This is a genomic window from Photobacterium indicum (assembly GCF_003026215.1).
GTDB classification, from domain to species: Bacteria; Pseudomonadota; Gammaproteobacteria; order Enterobacterales; family Vibrionaceae; genus Photobacterium; species Photobacterium indicum.
On the sequence record NZ_PYOC01000001.1, the window covers coordinates 832,595 to 854,781 of the forward strand.

Here is a 22,187-nt window from a genome sequence, read left to right on the forward strand (position 1 = left end):
TTTGTTTTGGCATAACGTACATTAACGGTTAGTTCTGTTTTGCCTATTTCTGAACAAAGACACTAAGAAAGAAACCAGAGCGAGTAATATAAACAGCCAGAATAATGGAATAAACCCGAAAGGCTCAACAAGTAGCCCATCTTTACCGACATACGAGCCAATTAGATTAAAACTGAGTAAACATGCCATGCTCAAAGCCAGAAATAGAGCGGATAACCAAAATCTTTTTAGTACTTTCATTAATTGCTCTCAATCATTAAATCGGATTATTTCCTGTTTCTGACAGTCAGAATAGTGAAGAAGTTCATACCAAAGCTTTCTCCGTGTTACTCGCGAGCTAGTGTTGCACTTTAATCTACGCTAAAACCGCTGAGTGTAATGCATCACCTTTCATTGTTTATTATTCGGTGGTGTCCATAACCGCTATTTGGGGTTTAAACCAAGCTCTCTTAGCTTTGTTTTTGTCAGCCCTAACGACACAATTCGGTGAGACTCCTTAAGGTAATACATCAATGCTTCATCTGTCTCTTTTGAACTCTCGTATTGTTGTATCCACTTCATCCCTCGAGTTGCGAAGTAGGGGGCGGGTCTATAGCCAGCATGTTCACTTAAAAAAACGAAGTTAAGATCTGATGTTTTAAAGGTGAAAGCGGGATCGTCAATTGTCCCTAAACCACCAATAGCGAACACTTTTCCGCCCACTTTCCATACATGAGAGTTGTTCCACTGAACCACGTATGTCGTTGCCGGTAACGAGCGACAGAACGCGTTATATTCATCATAAGTCATGCAAATGTTCCTCTTACCTTCTAACGGCTAGCATACCGAATTTTACACTATACCCGCCAAATGTAATGCATCACTTTGAGCAGAGCCTGTCGATGGCATACGGTCTTTATTGATGATTAGACGAGTTTACTTTTTTTGTCGCTTCGTCAGCGGTTATTTGGCCAAAAAGGGTATCCATCATGTAATGAATACGTGTTGCACCATCACCAAATTTATTAGGGTTTGCTGTGTATGGAACTTTAAATTGAACCTTTCCAACTCTCTGACCATGTTGAAATGCATTAATCTCAGCATTTTTTAAATAGAGCGCAAGATCCCATCCCCAATGTCCCTCATATTCAAGAGTTAATTTATTTAAATCATGTTTGGAACCATCAGGTGAAACCGTATATTGATAGTTGTTTGACTGTAGCCATGTTTCCATTGTTTCTTGGAAACCGTCACGAGTTTCCTTGTCGTCAACAATTACGATCTCAACGTTATTTATATTTGTTTCAATTGGCGTCGCAGTATAACGAGGTGATCCACAACCAGATAAAACAGCGATAGAAATGGATGCAAGTATAAAATTTTTCATTAAATTTCCAATGCTAGTTATTTTCAATTTGATCTATATAGCGTAAGAAGTGCACAAAATCGTATTTATGCACTTCTTATGACGTTTAGGTAGTTAGAGGTAATTTACGCTTCGTTCAAGCAAACCAATGGGACCGAGAATTTTTTGCTAGCTTCAGCAATTTTAGCTGGTGAAATGGGCTTGGATTTTTTAGTTACTTTATAGTCAATATTTAGCTCATTTAAGAAAATAGTAAACATTGAAGATTTAATCGAGTCTTTATTAACGTTAGAGACAATACCAATCACGTCGCCATTTTCAGCAATTACAGGACCACCAACATTACCTTCATTTACTTCATTTGTCGTTCTCATAAATCTAACATCATTGTACTGACCAGATGCAGAGCTGATGATGCCATCTGTAATTTTACCCTGATACGTTGGTGTTTTTGCATTTACCATATCTGATTGGTCGTATCCATAGGTATAAGTTCGTTCACCTTGAGTTGTTTGTTTCTGCGAGCTTATATGTGCATAAGATTTATTGGGAGTAAGAGCTTTAAGAACTGCAATATTATTTGCTCTATCGACACGAACGACAGTTGTTTCAAATAAACGACCAGAGCGTTCATAGTTAATTTTAGAACAAGCATCAACCACCTTACTAGTGGTTAATATATACTCACTGTTTACAAAGAAACCTGACGACTGTACAAGAAGATTTGGTTTATAACTCACACCTTGTGAAGTAATATTATAATTATTAACAGTCGAATTATTTGATTGATTTGATATGGCCCGACCATTTATTTCCGTAACACTACAATTAAAACCGCCAGAATCTACACAGGTTTTCTGTGCTAACTTCATCGCCTCTGATTTACTAGCAGCGCCCCAAGCAGCGCCAGCAACACCATTAGTACCAATAGAAAATGCTTTATTATTGGTTTTACCTCGATATTGATTATAAAGCTTATCAGCACTATTTCCTGTTGTTTGACAGCCTGAAACCATTACGATTGACACAAAAATGCCAATTTTAGTGAAATTCACTTTCATCTTATTATTTCCAAATAAATTAACCCCTACGAAGGGTGTCTTAACGGTTCTAGCATATTCGTCATGTTAAATGGCTAAGTTCAAATTATAAAAATGATGTTTATAGCCAGATATCATACGGGATAGGTTATCTTAGCGCTTTATGCCTATAAAATGATACAGGGTGTGTGTGAAACTTTACCTGCTTTATCACAGCACATGATGCTGATCATGTTATTAATTCAAAGGACTTATAATTGAAGGTTAGCGACTGAGTACACTCACTGTATACAAGAGTTGATTCATTGATGCTTGCGATAACCTATATTTTAAATGATGTATTTAACTATTGAGTAATCTATTGATTTAAAGCATGTCGTTATTAATTAAACCATACGATTTATATAATGTTTGTGAATGCTTGCGTATACTGCTGGCTGTTAGTGTGTGCACTTGTTCTGGTTTCGTCATAATGAATCTAAAACTATGGTGCAGGAGAGATCCACCTCTTCGATGTTGAAGAGATTTTCTCGTAATTTTAAGTTGATTACTGGCTAGCTCTGATTATTTACAATAACACCTAGAAAAGTCACATTTTTTTAACGGTTCATTGTGATATTTTGCAGCCTGGCAGCGTAAGTGCTACTCCATGAGTGAGAAAAATGTTTAATCTAAAACATCCTTATCGTTTAACGTTAACCTTGTATTTTTTGGCTTTTGGTGTAATTGTCGCATTGGTAACATCATTTATAAATTATAAAATTAGCTTTGTTGATCTTGATGAAGCGCTTCATGACATTTCTAAATCTGAAGTTTCTTTTAAACGAGATTACTTATCTGGTTACATTAAAAATAGTGAAATACTACTGTCGTCGATAGTTAAAAGTGATCTGACAAAAGAATTTGTTCTATCGAATGATAAAATAAATGCAACGAACCTTTTCTATGCTTTGGCTCTTTCTGATAAAGATGTAATGCAGCTGCGTTATATCGATAGAACAGGAAAGGAAGTGATAAGAATAGAAAGGGATAGTTCCACTGATGAGTTGGATATTATTTCAGATGATAACCTACAAGATAAAAAAGAAAGATATTACTTTAAAGAGACTGCAACTTTAAAAGAAAATCAATATTGGTATTCGAATGTTGATCTAAATGTTGAACATGGAAAAATAGAACGACCATTAAAGCCGACGTTTAGAGTTGCAACACCGTTGATTATTAATGATCAATTCCATGGCGTTGTTGTCGTTAATTTATTGTTTGGCGAAACAATAAATTTCTTGTCTTTCTCTGAAAATTTCAATATTTACTTAGCTAATGGTGATGGCGATATTGTTCATCATCCAGATAATAGTCAGTCGTGGAGTGAATATTTCCCATCCTTGAAAGACTTGAATGGTATTTTCCCTAATTCAGCATCAAACATACTTACATCTAAAACTTTTTATGGCCCGGGAGTTTATTCATACTCCTTGGGTGATTTGTTTGGAAATAAAGATAATCTAAAAATTATATTTACACCAAAATCAGGTGTAATACAGACAATGCAGAATAAAAATGTTCTCTCGGCGTTACTTATTGCACTAACCGTACTTGCGGTATCTTTTCCTCTTTCTTGGTTCGCAAGTATTATGCCTTCACGTTTACAGTTAAAACTGTCTGAAGCTTACGATAAAATCAAAAAGAACGCTGCGGTTATTGATAAACACGTAATGATACTAAACACAGACAGAGACGGGGTTATCAAGCAAGTAAACATGTGTTTTACCGAAACGACTGGGTATGCAACTGATGAAGTGATTGGCAAAAAACAACGTGATTTACGACACCATGACACCTCTTTAGAAGCTTATGATGAGATACAAGCACTTATTCTGACCGGAAAAGTATGGGAAGGTGAGCTCAAAGAAACAGACAAAGAGGGGAATGACTTATGGGTACATAAGTTCATTACACCAGATATTAATGCAAATGGTATGATTGATGGCTTCACAACGATAGTTCAAAATATTACAGATAAGAAAAATATAGAGTTACTGTCAATTACTGATAGTTTAACCGGGTTATATAATCGCTATAAATTAGAATCTGTATTATCGTCTGAATCTTCTCGCTGTGAACGATATCAAAGTGACTTTTCAGTCATCATTTTTGATATTGATTTTTTCAAAAAAATTAATGATACCTACGGTCACTTAGTGGGTGATGATGTGCTCATTCACTTGGCACAATTGTTAAAAGAAAACACCAGAATAACCGATGTGGCTAGCCGCTGGGGAGGGGAAGAATTCCTCATTGTTGCTTGTAATACCAATCTGGATGAAGCATTCGTTTTTGCAGAAAAGTTGAGAGTATTAATAGAAAACTATAATTTCCCCTCTATTGATAAAATGACGATCAGTTGTGGTGTTGCTCAGTATATAAATAAAGAAACAATATCAGAGTTAGTATCAAGAGCTGACTTTGCTTTATATCAGGCAAAAAGAATGGGACGTAATAAAGTAGTCAAAGCATAGTTAAAACGTAAGCGTCTAATTAAGCAGTGAGGTCTTATTCGGCCTCATCTATTTTCAAGTTCAGAAACTCGATCATATAAGCATAGTTAAGGTAGCTGAGCTTTATCGGTAAGCAAGTAGTTATTGAACACGTAAATATAGATGTCTATTTAAGTTCTTCTATATCCGTTAACTCTTTTTATCTATTCATAATCTGCAACAACTCTGCCATTCGCCTTTGATGATTCACTTTCCCCCTTGATCATTTTTTATATTTTTCAACAAGTTCTAGCTCTCGATAACAGAATAAGAGCGTATTTTCGCTACTTGCATCAAGGTTCATGCGCTGCTGGTAAGGTATTATAAGCACTTTGTTACTTATCGTTACTTGAATCCCACTTGTGGTTACCCAATCAGCCCCAAGGACAGAAAGACAAGTCTGGCTTATAAACAACATGGATCTGCCCAATAATACTTAGAATTGGGGTAGAGAGCTGAGGCGCTATTGATGTAAGCAGGAAGTTTCAGATTCAACTGCAAGTCACATACAGCCTAGTTTAAGGAATTCAAACCAAACAGATCAGATTAGATCTTTGGCTGTTTATTCGGCGACTCAAGAATCGGACAATACAAAAGGAAGCGATCAATTTATGAAAACGAGAGGCTATTTCCATCTTTTTGTTACCTCTTTTGTACTGATGTGCGCTGCAGCACTCACGACCAAAGGGTTTTTCTTAGCGGAACACACCAGATTGCTACTTAGCGATACTGGTATCGTCCCTGTTATGTATGCCGAACCAATCGCTTTTGTCATACCACTAGTGCTTGGCATTAGCGCACTCACCGCCTACTTTGGCATTACAACCTTATTTCCTGTTGTTGCTGCCTTCTGCATGCACATTGCCCTGTTGGGACTTGCCCTTTATCAAGGATTACATTTTGATTGCGGCTGCTACCTGCCGGGTTCGCTTCAGTCAACTGTCTACAGCACACTTAAGCCACAATTTTTCATTATGCTGCTAGTACTTATTGTTTCAGCAGCACTTTATTATTTCAATAACTTGGCAAACCACCGCGCTATGACACCAACAGTGTGATGTGGTGGAACAAGCCTATTTTCATAAGGATACAATCATGAGACAAAACAAGGCATCTTTGCACTCGCTTTCATTCTTGCGTACCGGACGCAGTTTTTCACTCAACATTCTTATTCTTGCCAGTGCATTGTTAACCTTACCGTTTAGTGCCAATGCAGGCCTGTTTGGCGGTAAATTCAAAGCCGAAGTAGAGACAGAGCAAGTGGCCATCAAACTTCATAATGAAACCCTTGCCGGCGACTACCTGCTTATCGACACTAACAGACTCAAAGCACTCATCGAACAAGATACCGATGTGATGATTGTCGATGCAATGCCGTTCAAAGACAGCTACAAGAAAGAGCATATCCCAAGCGCTAAGCAGTTCGAGTTTCCGATCCCTAATATGCCGGAATGGGACTCTGCATTAACCGACCAGCAATCAGTCGAGGATTTCACCCAGCTTCTCGGTGAAAACAAGAGTAAGACCTTGGTCTTTTACTGTGGGTTCGTGAAATGCAGCCGTAGCCATAACGCCGCTGCTTGGGCGGTGAAACTCGGTTACACCAATGTCTATCGTTACCCTGGCGGTATTTTTGCGTGGAAAGGTGCTGGCTTTAAAACCTCTTCGCTATAACTATTTTTTATCAATCTCCTCAAATATCAAAAAGGCTGGATCATTAAAAATGATGACCCAGCCTTTTCCTTTAATACTGTAATGACACTAGTGCTAATACCTATCGGATTTATTTTATAATCTACCGTGCATCATTCACTATTCGTTGGTTACTTGAATCAATTCGAAAACTAACCGATTTCACCAGCCCCCCGGTTGACAGCTCAAATGTGATCCAACGCACTGGATCTACTTTTTCTACTTGAGTGATCCTTTCATAAGCGTCTAATTAAGCAGTGAGGCCTCATCTATTTCCAGACTCACGGCATGAGATCGGTCAGGTCGTCTTGAGGGGATCGCGTCGGTAGCACTTTGAACAAGTGCGCGAAGTAGTAATATGGGTTGATGTTATTTGCGTGTTTACGTCAAAACAGGTACAACTCTTTACTTCGTATCATTTTCAATGAATCCCATGCCTTCTTTAATGCGATTTAAGTTAGTCGCTGATGTGAGCTTTTCTACAACAGCGAAAGCAACATCCATTGCGGCTGAAGGGCTTCTAGAGGTGATTATGTTTTTATCGATAACGATAGGCTGTTGGATGATATTTACCCCCATCTCTTTCATTTGAGCCTGACGCTTTTCACTTAAATGGTAAGTTGTGCCGTTACGACCATTAAGCACACCACTTTTAGCAATGGGTAACGCACCAACACAAACAGAAGCGATTAGCTTGCCTTGCGAATCAAAATTACGGATTAATGACAGTAATCTTTCATCGTATGCATCTTCATAAAACCCAGCACGACTCATGCCACCAGGAATTGCCAGAGCATCGAAATCATTAATGTCTATTTCACTTAACTGACATTCAGGTTCAATCGTAAAATTCCATGCGCATTTTACTTTTGAACGTAAACCAACAGTCACCAATTTAATAGGTTCTAAACCATATGTTGTCGTCCAGCCAAGCGCATCAGTAAATACACTTGCTTCGTATTCTTCTACACCCTGACATAGAAAGAGAATAACCTGTTTCACTAAAGCTTCCTTAAATATGTTTAGCGTTCTATTAGAAAATTAGTATATTGTATCATCTACTTTTCTTTCTGGAATATTGCCTAGAATGTAGTGCTCTGCCATACACATGTTTATTGCCGTAATTTTTTTATCACATTTAGGCATTGTGATGTAGTGGGTTATACAACTACACAGATTGCATCGATGAAACTCAACTTCTTTATTTCCTCAGATATAGAAAGCTGACTTTACTTTTGTAAATAGAACTTCTATGTCTTTAGGAACATAATAAGCCCACGATGCAGAGTATCGACGACAAATAGAACCGTTACAACTTGCCACTTCACTTGGCGTGTATAGAAGCAGTAATTTGAATGTTTCCACAATGACAAGTAACTTTCATTTTCCTTGCTCTATTATTCCCAAGCAAAGGTGTACGCCGACGAAGCTAGCAAATAGCGATGAACTACATACTAAAGCTGCCTACTGTGGCGTATCACCTTGATTTAATAGCTATAACTTACTTTCTATAATTTAGTGATGAGTTCAATGTTCGATTTGTCTATTTTTAACATTGAAAGTTTATCAAGAAAATTAGTTATATTGGTTTTTGCAGAACCTTCATTCGCCATTCTTAAACGCTCGACACCACTAAATGCATCACCAAATGTCGCAGTATAAGGAGCTTTTATTACTTCATCTAATATAATTTTATTACTGCTCTTCTCAACCAAAACGTATCTAATTGATGAAGTAACTTCCATATCTAACCCAAATGTAGGTTGTTCAACTTCCATTAGTGATGCTGATAGTTCGTAAGTTGGTAGGCTATTATCCGACAGCAAGTAGAGTGATTTTAGTGAACTTTTTAAAGCAGCTTCGAATTCTTTATTGCCTATTTCTGATGTCCACATTGGATTCGTGTCTTCTCCGCCCCCAACTTTATTAACTTCAATTGAACTGGTTAAGCCTTCATCAAAAGACATATTGACAGACTCGTCAACCTTCATGTTTTCTACTTTTGCCGGAGATGCACAACCAAACAGAAGTGATCCGGCAAGAATGATTGTTGATATTTTTAATAGATTCATTATTAAGCCACTGATTAAAAATCAAAAAGAGCATTTACTCTACACATGTTAATTCACGCGTTTAGTGAGATGAATAACATATTTTAATGTTGTGGGCGGTATTGATTACCAAGGCTTATGGGTTTGTGTGGTAACTGACGTAGGTGGCAACTATCTGCAGGATCATGCTCTGACATTTTTTCGACATGATATACTGTATAAAGTGTTTAAAAAATGGCTTATATGGTGTCAAATATGAAAAAAATTACGTGGTGTACAGTTGTCTTGATCATCGTTGGAATAACTGGTTTTCTTGGAGTAAAATACTTTACTGATAATCAGTTTGGTACGCCAGATTTAACGAATGGGAAATCAAAATTTATTACTAATTGCGCTGTTTGCCACGGCTTAAAAGGGCGAGGGGATGGTATTGCTGCCAATACACTGACTATTAGCCCAGATGACATCTACGATGAATTAACTAATCCTTTGGGCTTCAAAAGTGAGTTAATCAGCTCTGTCCTGAATGGTGATAATGGGCAAGGTGGTGTAATGCCAGCTTTTAAAAATACCCTATCTGAAAGTGATGTTAATGATATCTTTATGTATATAAAAGTTATTAACTAAGCAAAAGTTTACATCTGTAACTAAAAGTAGTCGATAGTACGTATGGGCACTAGCTAGGCATATAATTGCCTAGCAATCTAATAATACCAACTCCGGACGAAGCTCTGATCACATGCTCTGTTCGCATTATGTTTTAAAGTTCATTGAACTCATCTAGCCAGTCGGTGAAAGAATCAGAGACTTTTTTAACGGTGCAAAGGCCATGGTCAAAAAACCATACGGGTACATCTATTTGCTTACTTGCACAATCGGCAAGTTTGAAACAAAACATGTTTCCCTTACAATCAGATGCAAACAAAATATGCCCTTTTGGCATACCGCTCATTTCATATAACTTTGATAGTGAAAATACATCTTCTAGGCTTAAAAAATCTTGTACTTCAGAAATATCGGAGCCTAAATCACAAATCTTAGTTAACACATTTGGAGTGTGAACCAAGCCATATGTAGATATTAAATATTTGTATGAGTCAGGTAACAAAACATTTAATTTTGATTCCAGCTCTTCAATGTCATGATTATTTATTGGAATCATGGAGTTTTTACTACCCCAGTTTTTTACAAATAGATCAATACTATTCATTTATGAATACCCAATGACTTCTAACGCTTGTAATAAGTAGCACTATTATATACCCAAGTCACCTCAGATGTAGGATTCAGAGTGACTTCAGTGAGTTTTATTGGACTCTATACGGCGTTGCTTATTTTCAACACACTTAACCTGATAACCGTAATAATTACCTAAACGGCTAAGTAATAGTGTCCAGTTTATTGTCTGTTATGGCAAGTAGCGCTCAACTTGTACACGCTACTTGTTATTGAATAGCTGTTAATAATTTGAAACTGCAAGCTTTGATTCATTTACGCCATCTTGTCCCGTGGCTTCATCAACTTGTTGTAATTTACTACGAGCTGACATAATCCCCATTTTTACTTCTTGCCATATGTAATATATACGGCCATTAGCAACCTCAACCTCGAGTGTCGAAGTGTTTTCAGCTTCTGATTTAATTACATGCTTGCCTTCAGGTAATTCTGTATAAAGATATGTATTCGCTGCGGTGCTACCTAATGGCTTATCGTTAACGTCAACATCCATTGTAATAGCAGCACCAAGTGTTTCATTTCGATAAATGTAAACTCCAGCGACATCAGATGGAGCCTCAAATCCTTTTAATTCAGCGTCTTTTGATGAATCAGCCATTGGTACACTTGCACAGCCAGTCATAAAAAGGGCCAGCCCACCCGCCATTAGTAATTGCTTAAACATATGAAATCCTTATCATCAAATATTAAATTTAACCAACACTGCACATCATTTAGATACCAGTGTTTGGCTATAATACCTTAAGATTATCTCATATTTTTCATCGGCTTACAGTTTTGCGAGCCATAGTTGATAACACCCATAACAAGAATAACTGCGTAAAATTATGTGGGTTCCGCGAGCGCTTAAAATTAATGGTTAACGAAACACAAAGCCACGTAGTTAAAACACTTGGAATTCAGTAAGCATTATCGAATGCTTACCTGAAATATCAGGGTCTATTTGAACCACCCATTGCAGGCCCGCATGATGGGTGGTGTAGGGGGAGGGTTAAAGACCCTCGGCTACCCGATCACAAAAAAACCAAGCACGTGAATACTTGGTTTAATATGTTTCTCAAAAAGATTAAATCAGAAATGTGCGCTTTTATGTTTGCATCGGTAAATATCAGCATATACCGATGTAGGATCTCCATCTTGTATCGATATTATCTTCGTTATTTGATAACGATTACCTGACATCATATAGGTCTCGTTTGCCAAGTTAGTCATAACAGCCTCAGGAGACGTTTCTTTAACAAAATGTGAACCAATAAGTTTGCATGTGGAATTTTCAATTTCTGCAAATGATATGGCCTTAACCATATGAGCACCCGGCAATAGCTGCGTCATTTCCGATGAGACTTTAGCCTCGTCTGAACTCTTACCACATTGGTAAATTGCAGCGACAACACTTGAAGGGCGTTTTTTCTTCGTATCTAAAACTTCAATTATACTAAAGTGATTTCCGCCACTTTTATAAGTCACATTTTTTAATTCAGGTTCAATATTATTGGGATGCGCACCTTGTATTGTATGTGTTTTCAGCAATTCACATCTAAGAAAATTAACCGAATGCTCTGATATTTTAGATATGTTTTTTGCAGCTGGATTAACAGGAATTTTCTTCGTAACACAACCAGTAAGAGACAGGAGTATAAACGATAAAGTAATTAACTCTTTCATAATAAAAACTTATAACAAATCAAGTGTTTAATAGTATCATCAATATGAGAGAAGTTGAATAAAAGCAACTTATCGCATGCAGAACACTTTTGTTTGAACAAAAAACAAACTATAAAGCTAAATATCAATGAGTTAATTCAATTATGAACTATTTATGTAACCCTTACGAATCCCCATAAAATACCTTTGTAGTTCATGAAGTAGACACGTACCTTACCTTCTGATCTAATGAATTCATCAAAAACACAAAAGATTGAAAATAAGATGCGTGATATTCAAATACCATCTGCATTGCTCAATAAATACTCGATGTTGTCAATGTGTAGTGCCATACCAGTGGTTGATGAAAAACTCAGCGATTTTATTATTTAAAGCCAGCATGACCTTTAACTGGTTACTTCAAATCGTATGAAGAACATTAAAAGATCAATATCAATACCTTTAGACAGTGTGTAATTTTGTCCTACTATATTCGAGACTGAGGATTTCCAAAAATGTAATGCGCGAGAATTTTCTATTAGCACCCGAATTTGCCAATTACCCGATATTAATTGTGTTATCAACTTAAACGCTTTTTTACCAACACCTTTTCCATTGAATTTCCGTAGCACAAAAAATTGTTCGATATCATTAATCGATGGATCTGAAGGATACTTTCGGATCAAGACAAAACCAGCTAATTCCTGATCAACATAAATAAAATAGGGGAGGTGACATTCACTTTCCCACTAAATATCGAACTGCGATTTATTATAGCCAAAGTGACCATCTTCATCGATTGTAACTAATGAAACGTCCATATTTCCTCTGCAGTTAACGCCTGCAACTTACGAGTTACCACAAAATAACATAATTCCAAAGCACGTTGCTTGATGTTCAAATTTTACACTAACCAAGCACACAGAACGCCATGCCAAAACTGCGGAGTAAAACGTGTTACTTAATGTTTTTAAATGGCTTTTCTAGCGATCACCAAGCCATGATTACTTGAACCTAAAAGAGATGGTTCATCACACGTTTTTAGATGGTAGCTCAACCACGTTTTATATTGTTCTGGAGTGAATTTATTTACGCCTGACGAGATGTAACGTCCAAAGCCATCAGTGGCTACATGGCGCAATTTAGTAAAACCATGTTCACTTACAAGGCGTTCCATTTCAGATGGAGAAGCAAAGTAACCCACGTTAAAAAAGCTATCGGCTAACTTATTTGGAACCAAACCAGATTCAAAGAGTGTGGATAAAACCTCAGGAGTAACAAGTTGCGGGAATTGCTGAGCAAACATACCTGCCACAAAATAACGCGAGATATAGGCAACAGCTAAAACACCACCTGGTTTTAGAATTCGATGGGCTTCTGAAATAGCTTGGTCTCGCTCTTCTTGTGTTTGCAGGTGGTACAATGGGCCAAGAATAACGCAAAGGTCATGTGAATCACTTTCAACAAAAGGAACTGAACAAGCATTACCTTCGTAAATTGAAAGTGTTAAACCTTGTTCTGTTGCTTTGCGTTTTAAGATATTAACTTGATCAGGTACGAGCTCGATCGCAGTTGTATCACAACCCATTTTTGCAAAATTGAGAGAGTACCGTCCCGTCGCAGCACCTTGCTCTATTACCTTTATTTCAGGTGTAAGATACTCCTTCAATGCATGCATTGTCGTATCAAATTCCATCTGAGTAATGAACTGCCTAGTAAGACGCCCATCTTCGTCTACACCTGTATATTGATCTATTAATTCTTGCAATGATGACTCCTCTTTTCGAAACCGAGCGCCATACACTTGATATTTTCATGCTCGTGCTTAATATTGGTAGTGGTTTATAATGAGTAGATACAACTCAGTCTATTGATTAGTATTCCAATACATAAATTCAAAGGTTTTTGTTAATATGATATTAAACCCAATTGGTAAAACAAAAAACATCAACAGTGCTAAGACATGACTTTTTTCAGAGATTGTTTCGGCGATTATTACCATAACCATCATTGAAAAAATTGTCGTTAATACTATTACTAAATTGTCTGTAACCTTACGTATATTTATCATGAACTCTCCCCGAGTCTATTTAAAATAGAAAACTCGTAACAGGAACCACCCAAGAACCGCGGAGCAGTTAAACAGTAGTTCTCACTTTAACAGTAAGCAGGTGCTGGTTGTTAGTGTATGCATCGATAAGTGTAGTCATCGCCCTGATTACTTGTAATATGGTTACTAAATTCCGCCAAATAACCCTGCAACTAAGCTGAAGACGGCATACTCTTTCATTCGATCACCCGAACTATTTTTATGTTTATCAATCGCACTATCAATTGTATCGGCTCTAATTCTGTCACCACTCACCACGAAATCTTGCATTAACAGTTGTTTTTTCTCTTCTTCAAATGTTGGTGAACTTACATCAATATAAGTGAACGCTTTATCATTTGTAAAAAATTGCAGTTCTTTCATTTTTTCATCTCATTTTAAAGGTTGAAATTAATGCTCATTAGTAAAAAATAAATGACCTTAAAATTAATTTTTGCTTACTGATGCGAACTGTCTAAGAGTATGTCTGTATATGTTATACAAAAAAGCTGAGTATAACGTATCATCTTGTTTACATTTACTATAAGCGTACTCTAAGTATTTAGATTTCTAGCTAGTCATTTTTATTTCTCAAACCAGCTTCTAGTGCTACTCCTTTCGTCTTAGCTGCTTCTTGGTACGCTTCAAACACATTTCCATCCTTACGGCCTGACAAGTGGAGCAAACCATGAACCACTAGCATGAAGAATGAGATTACGATGACAAAAATCGGAACTAATCCCAATACGTCAAGTTTGAACAATACAAACCCAAGTACTAAAAAGATTGCTGAAATAATTACTATGGACTTGCTACGTGAATGTTTTTTCATAGGAAAGCTATATAAGTAGAAATTTTGTACAGGCTACAAGTAATTAATCGCACATACTTTGAAATGGCCGACAAAAAGAGAAGCTTATAACGTCTAACATAAGTTGCGCCACGCTTACCCTACAAAGTAAACTGAACTCCATACCAAAACCGCCGAATGTAATGTGTCTGTTTGAGGGGCCTGTTAGTTTCTTTGGCTTAGTTCACCTTCAGTTAGCAACTTGTACGCTAACGAAAGTGACGTTACTGTGATAATAGTAACCAAATAGCTCAGGATACTAGTCACCACTTGTGGTATTCCAAGCGTTTGTAATGGCACTAGGGCTAAAGCCAAAGTAATTGGAAATATTGCAACTACATTAAACATATATAGTGCTTTCCCAGAACTTAGGTGCCATGCATATGGAAAAGAAACACCTTTACCTATAGCAATTGCTGGAAATACAAGAGATAGGCGACACGCGATTACACCAAAAGCCACTATAATTAAAATTACTGCTAAATCTAAAAAACGAGTCATAAACGTTATCGCTATAAATGCAGCCGTCAAGCAAACGTAGTGGCCAATAAACCAGAGTTCAACTTTACCAAACTTAAACCTTCCCCATTTAGGTACAGAATCGACACCATGCAGAACGATTTTATGAACATTAATAGCAACAATTGCATTTAAAACGGTGAGAAAAACGTTATTCAAATAATGAAGAGGCTGGCTGTTAATGTAACTAAAGGCAAACTCTAAAACTAATGAAAGAGTTATTGGCAAAATAGTTGCCCGAAATAATGCTTCTTTGTAAGACTTCACATACAAAAACGAACCAACAACGGTTTTTCTAAACATATCGGTGAACTCTCTTAAAAACACTAACATTATATTCAACGATCTAAGATCGTATATTTCACAGTAATAGCACAGCCACTTAAAGCCGACATAGCGTGATACTTGGAATAGTACGTATGCTTACTGTTGAGCATTCTAGCTCATAATATATTGTAATTAATACAAAATAGGCTTGTAAGCTACCGCTAACATTAATGCAAATGATATCGATCATGTTATTGATACTAATTTGTTATGGTTTGAAGGTTAATCGTAAAAATCATTTTTATATACTGAGTCATGCCCGCAATACCAATAACGCAGTGCTCAGGGTAACTGCCTTAAATCCCTTATTTAGATAAATTTTTTAATTAAAACGAAATTTTTTACTTGGCGCGTAGGTCTTGTAGGTAAGGCCGTTGGAATTGCGGATGAAAAGTGAATAAGCAGGAGCAGTAAGATGACAGAACAGAAGATCGTGAATTGGGTTTATCAAATTGGGGCAGGGGATGCACCGTTTACCTTATTTTTCGCCATTATTCTGATGTCGTACTTACTGGAAGATATCGCGATTGTTGCGGCTGCCGTGCTCGCGGCTAATGATTCTTTATCGTTGCCGCTTGCGGTATTAGCTGTTTTTGCAGGGATTGCGACGGGCGATTTAGCCTTGTATTACCTTGGGGCGTGGTCGTCATATTGGCGAGGCTTTCGTTACGCGATACTAACCAACCAAAGTATGCGCAGCGTGCGACGTCGGTTACAACGTAACACTAAGGCCAATATTTTCATTATTCGCTTTATTCCTGGGTTGCGTACGTTGGGTTATGCCTTGTGCGGTATTTTTAGAGTGCATCCGTTACGATTTTTGACCGCGGTACTTGCTGCAACCGCAGTATGGACAAGCGTGGTATTTACGCTTGTTTATCTGTTGGGTAGCCAAGCATGGGTGCAAGCCAGCGCATACAAATGGTGGCTGATTCCGATTGCGGGTTTGATATTGCTTATCTCGAATCACACGGTTAAACGTCGGCTACAGCGGTCATTGAAGCGCTCGTCATTTTTGTAGTCGTTACTTGGCTACGCAAGAAACAGTTATCGTAATAACACTTATAACGATAAGAATATTTAATTTTAGGGAAGAGAGGCTAAAAGCCATGACAGTTAAGTCAGTATTGCAGCAGTCACCGATTTCGCCTGAGCCTAGTTCGTCGGGGCCTGTGGCTCTTTCATCAGAGCCTCTTACTTCTGAGCATATTACAGAACGAGCGCCTTCGCATCCTCCGCATTTGTCGATCATTGAGCCGGTCAATCCGGTGAATATTGGTATGCCAGAAATGGAACCAGACTCGGGGGTGAGTGTGTCGCGTTATGAGTTCTGGCCTGCATGGTTCTTCTATACACCTGTGGTAGTACAAAGCCTGTGGCATGGGGTGAAATACCGCAATTTCGCGTTGCCGTTAATTGCCAACCCTAGCATTGCCTTAAGTGGCATGGTCGGTGAATCGAAGAATGATATTTTGGCGTTGGCAGGTTCAGAGGCGAAAAAATGGATATCGCCTTTTGTTACATTAACGCGTACCGATATGCCTGAATCAATGCAGTTGAACGATGCGTTGTTGGCGATGCAAGAAGAAGGTATCGAATTTCCTATCGTCGCGAAACCGGATATGGGGTGCCGCGGTGTGGGTGTGCAATTGCTTGATAGCGAAGAAGGGGTGCTGGAATACATTCACACTTTCCCGCGGGGTGCCCGTTATTTATTGCAAGAAAAAGTGCCTTACGATGCCGAAGCAGGGGTGTTTTACATTCGTTACCCCGGCGAGAAAAAAGGCCGTGTAACCTCTATTACGTTGAAATACACCCCATTTGTGGTTGGCGATGGTACGAGTACCTTGGCGCAATTGATTGAAAATGATCCCCGAGCTGGGCAGCTTAGCCACCTGTATTTTCCGCGCCATCAAGACAAATTGGATTGGGTGTTAACCGAAGGGTGCCAGTTTCGTTTGGCGTTTGCGGGCAGTCACAGCCGAGGGTGTATTTTCCGCAATGGTAATCAATACATCACAGAACAGCTAGCCGAACGTCTTGATCATATTTTTGATGATTTACCGGGTTTTCATTTTGGTCGGTTAGATGTGAAATTTCATGACATTAAAAGTCTGATGAAGGGTGAAAAACTGACTATTCTTGAGATAAACGGAGCCAGCAGTGAAGCCGCCCATATTTGGGATCGGAATACGCCATTGAAAGAGATTTTTAGCACTTTGCTGGTTCAGTATCGCACCTTGTATGAAATAGGTGATTTGCAACGAAAAGCGGGTCATAAAACACCCTCGCTATGGGCATTGTATAAAACGTGGCGTGCCGAGAAAGCCTTGGTTGAACATTATCCCGCGACAGATTAAATCTCGTTGTAATTTAATGAATAAGAAGAGGTAATTATGACAATACCAGCTAGCTCAGCAACGCACGGTAACCCCAGTATTTCGCCTTTGGCATCGGATGTACATGTATTAGATTCTTGTGTAACAGGCAATGTGGATGTGATTGAACAAGGCATTACGTTATTAGACACCTTGAGTGACGACGATTATCAACATGTGGCCACTCCGTATGTAAACAGCAGTATTGGTGAGCATTTTCGCCATAGTCTTGATTTGTATTGCTCGCTAATGAATGAACAAAAAACAGGGATTATTGATTATGACTTTCGCCGCCGTGGGGCACCTGTTGAAGAATGCCGCACAACAGCTTTACGTGAATTAAAGCACATTAAGCAGTGGTTATTGGATCTGCGCAGTGGCGATATTTACCGCCATGTTGAAGTGAAAACCGAGGTGTCGTTGCATCAACAATATTCTGAGCAGTTAACGTCGAGCATGGCACGTGAATTGATATTTGTGGCAGCGCATGCGATTCATCATTATGCGTTAATTCGCGTGTCGGCATTATATTGCAATGCCGAGGTTAGCGCTGATTTTGGTATAGCACCCGCCACAGCGAGTTACTTACGAGGGCAAGCCTGATGTGTACAGCAACTTGGATGCTAACGCCCTCGGGCTATCAAATATACTTTAACCGTGACGAGCAAAAAGGGCGACCAGAAGCTTTGCCGCCAACCCGTTTTGATAACACGGGCACTGAATTTGTGATGCCGGTAGATCCGTTGGGGGGAGGCAGCTGGATTGCGATGAACGAGCACGGCTTATCGTTGTGTTTGTTGAATTTCTATCAAGGAAAAATGCCGCAACACCCGTTAATCAGTCGCGGGTTATTGATCAAACAGCTCGCCAATTGCCGCACTGCACATGAAGCATTAGCTACGCTGGATACCGTGCCTTTACTGCATTATGCGCCTTTCAGTTTAATGCTGTTTGATCCGGCGTTAACACAGTCACACGGCGAAGTGCTGGGTGTGTGTTGGAACGGTATTTCGCTTTCGACGATCACACCGCAAGCACCGATGGTGTCATCGGGGGTAGATTTGCACAATGTGACAGCGCACCGCCAAGGTGAATACCTGCGCTATATTGAACACGGGCTGACGGCTGAATCGCTGCGTGCGTTTCATGCCAGCCATGTGCAAAGAGATGAATCGTTAGCATTTAAGCGCAATGCATACCATAGCCACCTTTCTGCCTGTATGCACCGCGACGATGCGCATACCGTCAGTTTCACCCACATTGAAGTGACCCCGCAATTATTAACCATGAATTATCATGCCGGATCACTTTGTGCAGATGAAAGTTGTGAAAAAAGGAAAATAAATGGAAATAAAAACCCGACTTCCTCGTTCTTATTAGTCAGGAAGATGATTACTGCACCAGCAGAACTCATTATTTAATATATTACGTAATAAGCATTAAACGTTAAGCTTATGCCTTTGTGAGGAAAGGGAATATATGAAAGCATTAATGGGATTACTTTTATTATTCGTGAGTGGAACTGTATTAGCTGGTGATGCTATTTATACCGGATTCTTTAGTAATAAAGCATTAGATGGTTACGACACTGTGGCTTATTTCACCGAGGGTAAACCTGTAAAAGGGGACAGCGCCTACATTACTGAATATAAAGGCGCAGATTGGTATTTTTCATCTAAACAAAATCGTGAGCTGTTTGTGAAGAACCCAGATAAATATACCCCGCAATACGGTGGGTTCTGCGCTTGGGCTGTAGCGGCGAAGAACGACCGTGCTCCGGGTGATCCACTGCAGTGGACTATTGTAAAAGATTCTGACAACACGCCTAAATTGTACCTCAATTATGACAAGAAGATTAAGCAACGTTGGGAGCAAGATATTTCAGGGTTTATTACAATGGGCGATAAAAACTGGCCAGCGTTATTAGTTAATTAGTACCTATGAATAAAGCTTATTAATAAAAAATTTATTCATAAAAACTAAGAAATAGCACGCTAACTAACACACATTTATTGTTATTGATCGCCATATCGACATGGGCGAGGGGTATACATATGCCCAAAAAAGAGAAGGACTACTTATGAATATAACAACACCGACAGCGACTTCACGCCCTGCATTATTATCGTTGGCGGGGTGGTCTGGCTTTACGTGGTTTGGTGCGTATGGCGGTTATTTGATTGGTACAGCAGAGTTGATTGCGGCTGTACTGTTGTTTACTCGCTTTCATGGTGTTGGTGCTGTGATGGCGATAGGAATTATGACTGGCGCGATATTTTTCCACCTGTTTACACCGCTGGGTATTGTGATGCCAGAATTTAACGCAGCAGGGCAGATGATAGGCACAGACGGCGGTTTACTGTTTGGCATGGCGTGTTTGATTTGGCTATCAGCCGTTGTACTTGTTGTGCGTGATAGTCGTCAGCCACAAGGTTTTGTACATTATTTTCTGCATCGCTTTCTAAATCGTTTGCCACAAAAACTACAGGGGCATTCTGGTGGCACTGATACCGAAAATGGAGGTGCCGTATGAATCCGCAAAGCAGTCCGTTTCGTTTACCGCGCGTAACCCCCTTTGGTTTAGGGGAATCTGTTGCAGAATGGGCGACAGGTTTAAGCCAACTTGATGCGCTATATCAGCAGCGACCAGCAGGGTTAAGTGCTCATGCTTTCATGCGTTATACCCTCGATGTGCTGGGTATTGAGTATCAAGTTACTAAAGGCAGTTTAGAGAATGTTCCGCAAAATGGCGCAACGGTTGTGGTGGCGAATCATCCTCTGGGCGCGATAGAAGGCGTGATGCTGGCAGAACTACTGGGGCATGTACGTAATGACATTAAAGTGCTGGCAAATCATTATTTAAAGCGTTTACCTGAAATCAGTGAGTTGTTTATTGCAGTAGACGTGTTTGAAGGCAAAGAGGCCATTAAAGCCAATATAAAAGCAATGCGAGAAGCTCATCAGCATTTGGCCGAAGGGGGATTACTACTGATTTTTCCAGCAGGCGAAGTGTCGACCTATCAAGCTGCGTTAGATTCTGCCGAAGACGTGCAGGCTATGCCACACCGCTTGATCGACAAAGCATGGAGTCGCTCGGTGGCTAAATTGGTTAAACGTAGCCAAGCGACCACAGTGCCGATTTTTATTGACGGTCACAATAGTAAAACCTTTTACAGGGCTGGAACTATTCACCCTATGCTGCGTACCTTGTTGCTGGGGCGTGAGTTGCTGAATAAGCACAATCAAACCATGTCGATCGCCATTGGTGATGCAATTCCTTTTTCTGAATTGAAAGTGTTAGATCGCGACCAGAAAGTCGTGAACTACCTGCGACTCAATACCTATTTATTGAGTGCGAATAATCCGTTACAAAGCAGTGACAATACTCAGCCATTAATCAATAACCCAACACCTCACGAATCCACTACCCATGAATCTACAGCCCACGAATCTATTGCCTACGAATCTAAGGCTCATGGATCCGTCGCTTGTGAGTCAGAGACTGAAATCGCTGGTGAACCCGTGATTGCGGCTATTCCCCCTGCTGTGTTGCAAGCTGAAATGGATTTGCTTGAGCCGAGTTGTCACCTGTTAACACAAGGGGATTTCGATGTGTACTGCGTGCGATCTGCTGTGATTCCAATGATGATGCAAGAAATAGGACGAGTACGTGAAATCAGCTTTCGTGCGGTGGGTGAGGGCACTGGGTTTGCGTGCGATGTGGATGACTATGATCCGCATTATCACCAACTTATTGTATGGTATAACACCCGTCACGAGTTGGTGGGTGCTTATCGTATGGGGCTGGTGGATGAGTTGGTCGAGAAACAAGGTATCGACGGTTTATATTCGCGTAGCTTGTTTAATTATGATGAAGCGTTTATCAATCAGTTAGGTACATCGATAGAGTTGGGGCGTTCTGTGGTCGCCGCGCCGTATCAGCGTAGTTTAAGTGCTTTACTACTGTTATGGAAAGGCATCGCGACGTTTGTTTCTCGTCACCCGCAGTACACCCATTTGTTTGGCCCTGTCAGCATTAGTAATGACTACAGTTTGGTAGCGCGTCATCTTATGGCATCTACCTTAACCGTTCATCATTATGACAACGACAAAGCGGCGTTAGTGAATGCCACTACACCATTGAAAGGCGATGGACAGGCCTTCTGGCATACCGATATGCTGTCTGCGTTGGGTGATGTGCAGCTGTTATCAAAAGTGTTAAGCCGGTTAGAACAAGGTCGGGGTTTGCCAGTATTACTGCGTCAGTATCTTGGTTTGAAAGGTAAGTTGGTGTGCTTCAATGTCGATCCTGCATTTAATGATGCTTTAGATGGTTTGATTGTGGTGAATTTGGCGCAAGTACCCGAAAAAACCTTGGGTAAATACATGGGGCGTGATCAAGCTAAAGCGTATTTGGCTACGCATAACATTGCCAACCAACCTCCTTCGTAAGGGCTACATCACCCTGAAGAATCCACA

24 protein-coding genes and 2 pseudogenes are annotated in these 22,187 nt (G+C 39.4%); 11 read left to right on the forward strand and 15 right to left on the reverse strand.

Translation table 11 applies throughout. The features are described from left to right. Positions 1-21: 21 nt before the first annotated feature. The 4 genes from C9J47_RS03550 to C9J47_RS03565 form a co-directional block, all read right to left on the reverse strand. On the reverse strand, positions 22-240 hold the full coding sequence (locus C9J47_RS03550) for a DUF3955 domain-containing protein (RefSeq protein WP_107252279.1): 219 nt from the start codon (positions 238-240) through the stop codon (positions 22-24). Positions 241-423: 183 nt separating this feature from the next. Continuing rightward, positions 424-789 (reverse strand): MmcQ/YjbR family DNA-binding protein, encoded by a 366-nt coding sequence (locus tag C9J47_RS03555; RefSeq protein WP_107252280.1) that lies wholly within the window; start codon positions 787-789, stop codon positions 424-426. 106 nt (positions 790-895) lie between these two features. Continuing rightward, complete coding sequence (locus C9J47_RS03560; RefSeq protein ID WP_107252281.1) at positions 896-1,366, reverse strand: Sbal_3080 family lipoprotein; 471 nt, start codon at positions 1,364-1,366, stop codon at positions 896-898. 104 nt (positions 1,367-1,470) lie between these two features. Beyond that, positions 1,471-2,406 (reverse strand): S1 family peptidase, encoded by a 936-nt coding sequence (locus tag C9J47_RS03565; RefSeq protein ID WP_107252282.1) that lies wholly within the window; start codon positions 2,404-2,406, stop codon positions 1,471-1,473. Between the two features lie 641 nt (positions 2,407-3,047). On the opposite strand from C9J47_RS03565, the gene C9J47_RS03570 reads away from it, so the two are divergent. The 3 genes from C9J47_RS03570 to C9J47_RS03585 all read left to right on the forward strand — a co-directional run bounded on the left by C9J47_RS03570 (position 3,048) and on the right by C9J47_RS03585 (position 6,596). Continuing rightward, positions 3,048-4,904: a sensor domain-containing diguanylate cyclase gene (locus C9J47_RS03570; RefSeq protein WP_107252283.1), complete on the forward strand. Its 1,857-nt coding sequence runs from the start codon at positions 3,048-3,050 to the stop codon at positions 4,902-4,904. A gap of 629 nt (positions 4,905-5,533) precedes the next feature. After that, the gene (locus C9J47_RS03580) at positions 5,534-5,980 is read left to right on the forward strand and encodes a MauE/DoxX family redox-associated membrane protein (protein WP_107252285.1); all 447 of its coding nucleotides are present in this window, start codon (positions 5,534-5,536) and stop codon (positions 5,978-5,980) included. Between the two features lie 37 nt (positions 5,981-6,017). Further along, positions 6,018-6,596 (forward strand): rhodanese-like domain-containing protein, encoded by a 579-nt coding sequence (locus C9J47_RS03585; protein WP_107252286.1) that lies wholly within the window; start codon positions 6,018-6,020, stop codon positions 6,594-6,596. 264 nt (positions 6,597-6,860) lie between these two features. On the opposite strand, the pseudogene C9J47_RS03590 reads toward C9J47_RS03585, so the two are convergent. The 3 genes and pseudogenes from C9J47_RS03590 to C9J47_RS03605 form a co-directional block, all read right to left on the reverse strand. After that, positions 6,861-6,991: pseudogene (locus tag C9J47_RS03590) on the reverse strand (transposase domain-containing protein); the annotation flags it as partial. Between the two features lie 28 nt (positions 6,992-7,019). Beyond that, positions 7,020-7,616 (reverse strand): DJ-1/PfpI family protein, encoded by a 597-nt coding sequence (locus C9J47_RS03595; protein WP_107252287.1) that lies wholly within the window; start codon positions 7,614-7,616, stop codon positions 7,020-7,022. 506 nt (positions 7,617-8,122) lie between these two features. Continuing rightward, positions 8,123-8,686: a hypothetical protein gene (locus C9J47_RS03605; protein ID WP_006230315.1), complete on the reverse strand. Its 564-nt coding sequence runs from the start codon at positions 8,684-8,686 to the stop codon at positions 8,123-8,125. 234 nt (positions 8,687-8,920) lie between these two features. Between C9J47_RS03605 and C9J47_RS03610 the strand changes: the two genes are divergently transcribed. Continuing rightward, positions 8,921-9,292 carry a c-type cytochrome gene (locus C9J47_RS03610; protein ID WP_170107421.1) on the forward strand — a complete coding sequence of 124 codons (372 nt, stop codon included), beginning with the start codon at positions 8,921-8,923 and terminating at the stop codon, positions 9,290-9,292. Positions 9,293-9,425: 133 nt separating this feature from the next. Here C9J47_RS03610 and C9J47_RS03615 read toward each other — a convergent pair whose 3' ends face one another. The 8 genes from C9J47_RS03615 to C9J47_RS03655 all read right to left on the reverse strand — a co-directional run bounded on the left by C9J47_RS03615 (position 9,426) and on the right by C9J47_RS03655 (position 15,306). Then, on the reverse strand, positions 9,426-9,875 hold the full coding sequence (locus tag C9J47_RS03615) for an SMI1/KNR4 family protein (protein ID WP_107252289.1): 450 nt from the start codon (positions 9,873-9,875) through the stop codon (positions 9,426-9,428). 249 nt (positions 9,876-10,124) lie between these two features. After that, positions 10,125-10,565 carry a DUF2846 domain-containing protein gene (locus C9J47_RS03620; RefSeq protein WP_107252290.1) on the reverse strand — a complete coding sequence of 147 codons (441 nt, stop codon included), beginning with the start codon at positions 10,563-10,565 and terminating at the stop codon, positions 10,125-10,127. Between the two features lie 407 nt (positions 10,566-10,972). Further along, entirely contained in the window at positions 10,973-11,566 is a 594-nt protein-coding gene (locus C9J47_RS03625; protein WP_107252291.1) for a DUF1471 domain-containing protein, read from the reverse strand. Positions 11,567-11,952: 386 nt separating this feature from the next. After that, positions 11,953-12,264, reverse strand: coding sequence for a GNAT family N-acetyltransferase (locus C9J47_RS03630; RefSeq protein WP_281258910.1), 312 nt, complete (start codon positions 12,262-12,264; stop codon positions 11,953-11,955). Between the two features lie 251 nt (positions 12,265-12,515). Beyond that, positions 12,516-13,313 (reverse strand): class I SAM-dependent methyltransferase, encoded by a 798-nt coding sequence (locus C9J47_RS03635; protein ID WP_107252292.1) that lies wholly within the window; start codon positions 13,311-13,313, stop codon positions 12,516-12,518. Between the two features lie 468 nt (positions 13,314-13,781). Continuing rightward, entirely contained in the window at positions 13,782-14,018 is a 237-nt protein-coding gene (locus tag C9J47_RS03645) for a hypothetical protein (RefSeq protein WP_107252294.1), read from the reverse strand. A 190-nt stretch (positions 14,019-14,208) separates the two neighbouring features. Further along, the gene (locus C9J47_RS03650) at positions 14,209-14,466 is read right to left on the reverse strand and encodes a hypothetical protein (protein ID WP_107252295.1); all 258 of its coding nucleotides are present in this window, start codon (positions 14,464-14,466) and stop codon (positions 14,209-14,211) included. A gap of 183 nt (positions 14,467-14,649) precedes the next feature. After that, positions 14,650-15,306, reverse strand: a complete 657-nt coding sequence (locus tag C9J47_RS03655) for a hypothetical protein (protein WP_107252296.1) — start codon at positions 15,304-15,306, stop codon at positions 14,650-14,652. Positions 15,307-15,745: 439 nt separating this feature from the next. Here C9J47_RS03655 and C9J47_RS03660 point away from each other — a divergent pair, with 439 nt between their 5' ends. The 7 genes and pseudogenes from C9J47_RS03660 to C9J47_RS03690 all read left to right on the forward strand — a co-directional run bounded on the left by C9J47_RS03660 (position 15,746) and on the right by C9J47_RS03690 (position 22,160). After that, a complete protein-coding gene (locus tag C9J47_RS03660) occupies positions 15,746-16,351 on the forward strand; it encodes a DedA family protein (RefSeq protein ID WP_107252297.1) in 606 nt (201 codons plus the stop codon). A gap of 259 nt (positions 16,352-16,610) precedes the next feature. Then, positions 16,611-17,690 carry a D-alanine--D-alanine ligase gene (locus C9J47_RS03665; RefSeq protein WP_107252700.1) on the forward strand — a complete coding sequence of 360 codons (1,080 nt, stop codon included), beginning with the start codon at positions 16,611-16,613 and terminating at the stop codon, positions 17,688-17,690. A gap of 36 nt (positions 17,691-17,726) precedes the next feature. Beyond that, the gene (locus C9J47_RS03670) at positions 17,727-18,311 is read left to right on the forward strand and encodes a DinB family protein (RefSeq protein WP_107252298.1); all 585 of its coding nucleotides are present in this window, start codon (positions 17,727-17,729) and stop codon (positions 18,309-18,311) included. Beyond that, on the forward strand, positions 18,311-19,129 hold the full coding sequence (locus C9J47_RS03675) for an NRDE family protein (RefSeq protein WP_107252299.1): 819 nt from the start codon (positions 18,311-18,313) through the stop codon (positions 19,127-19,129). Before C9J47_RS03670 ends, C9J47_RS03675 begins: the two co-directional genes overlap by 1 nt. Before the next feature lie 58 nt (positions 19,130-19,187). Beyond that, positions 19,188-19,643, forward strand: coding sequence for a YHS domain-containing (seleno)protein (locus tag C9J47_RS03680; protein ID WP_107252300.1), 456 nt, complete (start codon positions 19,188-19,190; stop codon positions 19,641-19,643). A 190-nt stretch (positions 19,644-19,833) separates the two neighbouring features. Next, a pseudogene (locus C9J47_RS03685) lies at positions 19,834-20,157 on the forward strand (hypothetical protein); the annotation flags it as partial. A gap of 80 nt (positions 20,158-20,237) precedes the next feature. Beyond that, positions 20,238-22,160, forward strand: a complete 1,923-nt coding sequence (locus tag C9J47_RS03690) for a bifunctional lysophospholipid acyltransferase family protein/GNAT family N-acetyltransferase (protein ID WP_107252301.1) — start codon at positions 20,238-20,240, stop codon at positions 22,158-22,160. The last annotated feature ends 27 nt before the right edge of the window (positions 22,161-22,187 follow it).

What these genes read in the sequence shown, in the direction of transcription:
- C9J47_RS03565 (WP_107252282.1), bottom strand. Translation starts at nt 2,406, where the DNA reads ATGAAAGTGAATTTCACTAAAATTGGCATTTTTGTGTCAATCGTAATG.
- C9J47_RS03615 (WP_107252289.1), bottom strand. Translation starts at nt 9,875, where the DNA reads ATGAATAGTATTGATCTATTTGTAAAAAACTGGGGTAGTAAAAACTCC.
- C9J47_RS03580 (WP_107252285.1), top strand. Translation starts at nt 5,534, where the DNA reads ATGAAAACGAGAGGCTATTTCCATCTTTTTGTTACCTCTTTTGTACTG.
- C9J47_RS03585 (WP_107252286.1), top strand. Translation starts at nt 6,018, where the DNA reads ATGAGACAAAACAAGGCATCTTTGCACTCGCTTTCATTCTTGCGTACC.
- C9J47_RS03610 (WP_170107421.1), top strand. Translation starts at nt 8,921, where the DNA reads ATGAAAAAAATTACGTGGTGTACAGTTGTCTTGATCATCGTTGGAATA.
- C9J47_RS03650 (WP_107252295.1), bottom strand. Translation starts at nt 14,466, where the DNA reads ATGAAAAAACATTCACGTAGCAAGTCCATAGTAATTATTTCAGCAATC.
- C9J47_RS03570 (WP_107252283.1), top strand. Translation starts at nt 3,048, where the DNA reads ATGTTTAATCTAAAACATCCTTATCGTTTAACGTTAACCTTGTATTTT.
- C9J47_RS03620 (WP_107252290.1), bottom strand. Translation starts at nt 10,565, where the DNA reads ATGTTTAAGCAATTACTAATGGCGGGTGGGCTGGCCCTTTTTATGACT.
- C9J47_RS03660 (WP_107252297.1), top strand. Translation starts at nt 15,746, where the DNA reads ATGACAGAACAGAAGATCGTGAATTGGGTTTATCAAATTGGGGCAGGG.
- C9J47_RS03605 (WP_006230315.1), bottom strand. Translation starts at nt 8,686, where the DNA reads ATGAATCTATTAAAAATATCAACAATCATTCTTGCCGGATCACTTCTG.
- C9J47_RS03655 (WP_107252296.1), bottom strand. Translation starts at nt 15,306, where the DNA reads ATGTTTAGAAAAACCGTTGTTGGTTCGTTTTTGTATGTGAAGTCTTAC.
- C9J47_RS03675 (WP_107252299.1), top strand. Translation starts at nt 18,311, where the DNA reads ATGTGTACAGCAACTTGGATGCTAACGCCCTCGGGCTATCAAATATAC.
- C9J47_RS03680 (WP_107252300.1), top strand. Translation starts at nt 19,188, where the DNA reads ATGAAAGCATTAATGGGATTACTTTTATTATTCGTGAGTGGAACTGTA.
- C9J47_RS03665 (WP_107252700.1), top strand. Translation starts at nt 16,611, where the DNA reads ATGCCAGAAATGGAACCAGACTCGGGGGTGAGTGTGTCGCGTTATGAG.
- C9J47_RS03555 (WP_107252280.1), bottom strand. Translation starts at nt 789, where the DNA reads ATGACTTATGATGAATATAACGCGTTCTGTCGCTCGTTACCGGCAACG.
- C9J47_RS03670 (WP_107252298.1), top strand. Translation starts at nt 17,727, where the DNA reads ATGACAATACCAGCTAGCTCAGCAACGCACGGTAACCCCAGTATTTCG.
- C9J47_RS03550 (WP_107252279.1), bottom strand. Translation starts at nt 240, where the DNA reads ATGAAAGTACTAAAAAGATTTTGGTTATCCGCTCTATTTCTGGCTTTG.
- C9J47_RS03625 (WP_107252291.1), bottom strand. Translation starts at nt 11,566, where the DNA reads ATGAAAGAGTTAATTACTTTATCGTTTATACTCCTGTCTCTTACTGGT.
- C9J47_RS03645 (WP_107252294.1), bottom strand. Translation starts at nt 14,018, where the DNA reads ATGAAAGAACTGCAATTTTTTACAAATGATAAAGCGTTCACTTATATT.
- C9J47_RS03690 (WP_107252301.1), top strand. Translation starts at nt 20,238, where the DNA reads ATGAATCCGCAAAGCAGTCCGTTTCGTTTACCGCGCGTAACCCCCTTT.
- C9J47_RS03560 (WP_107252281.1), bottom strand. Translation starts at nt 1,366, where the DNA reads ATGAAAAATTTTATACTTGCATCCATTTCTATCGCTGTTTTATCTGGT.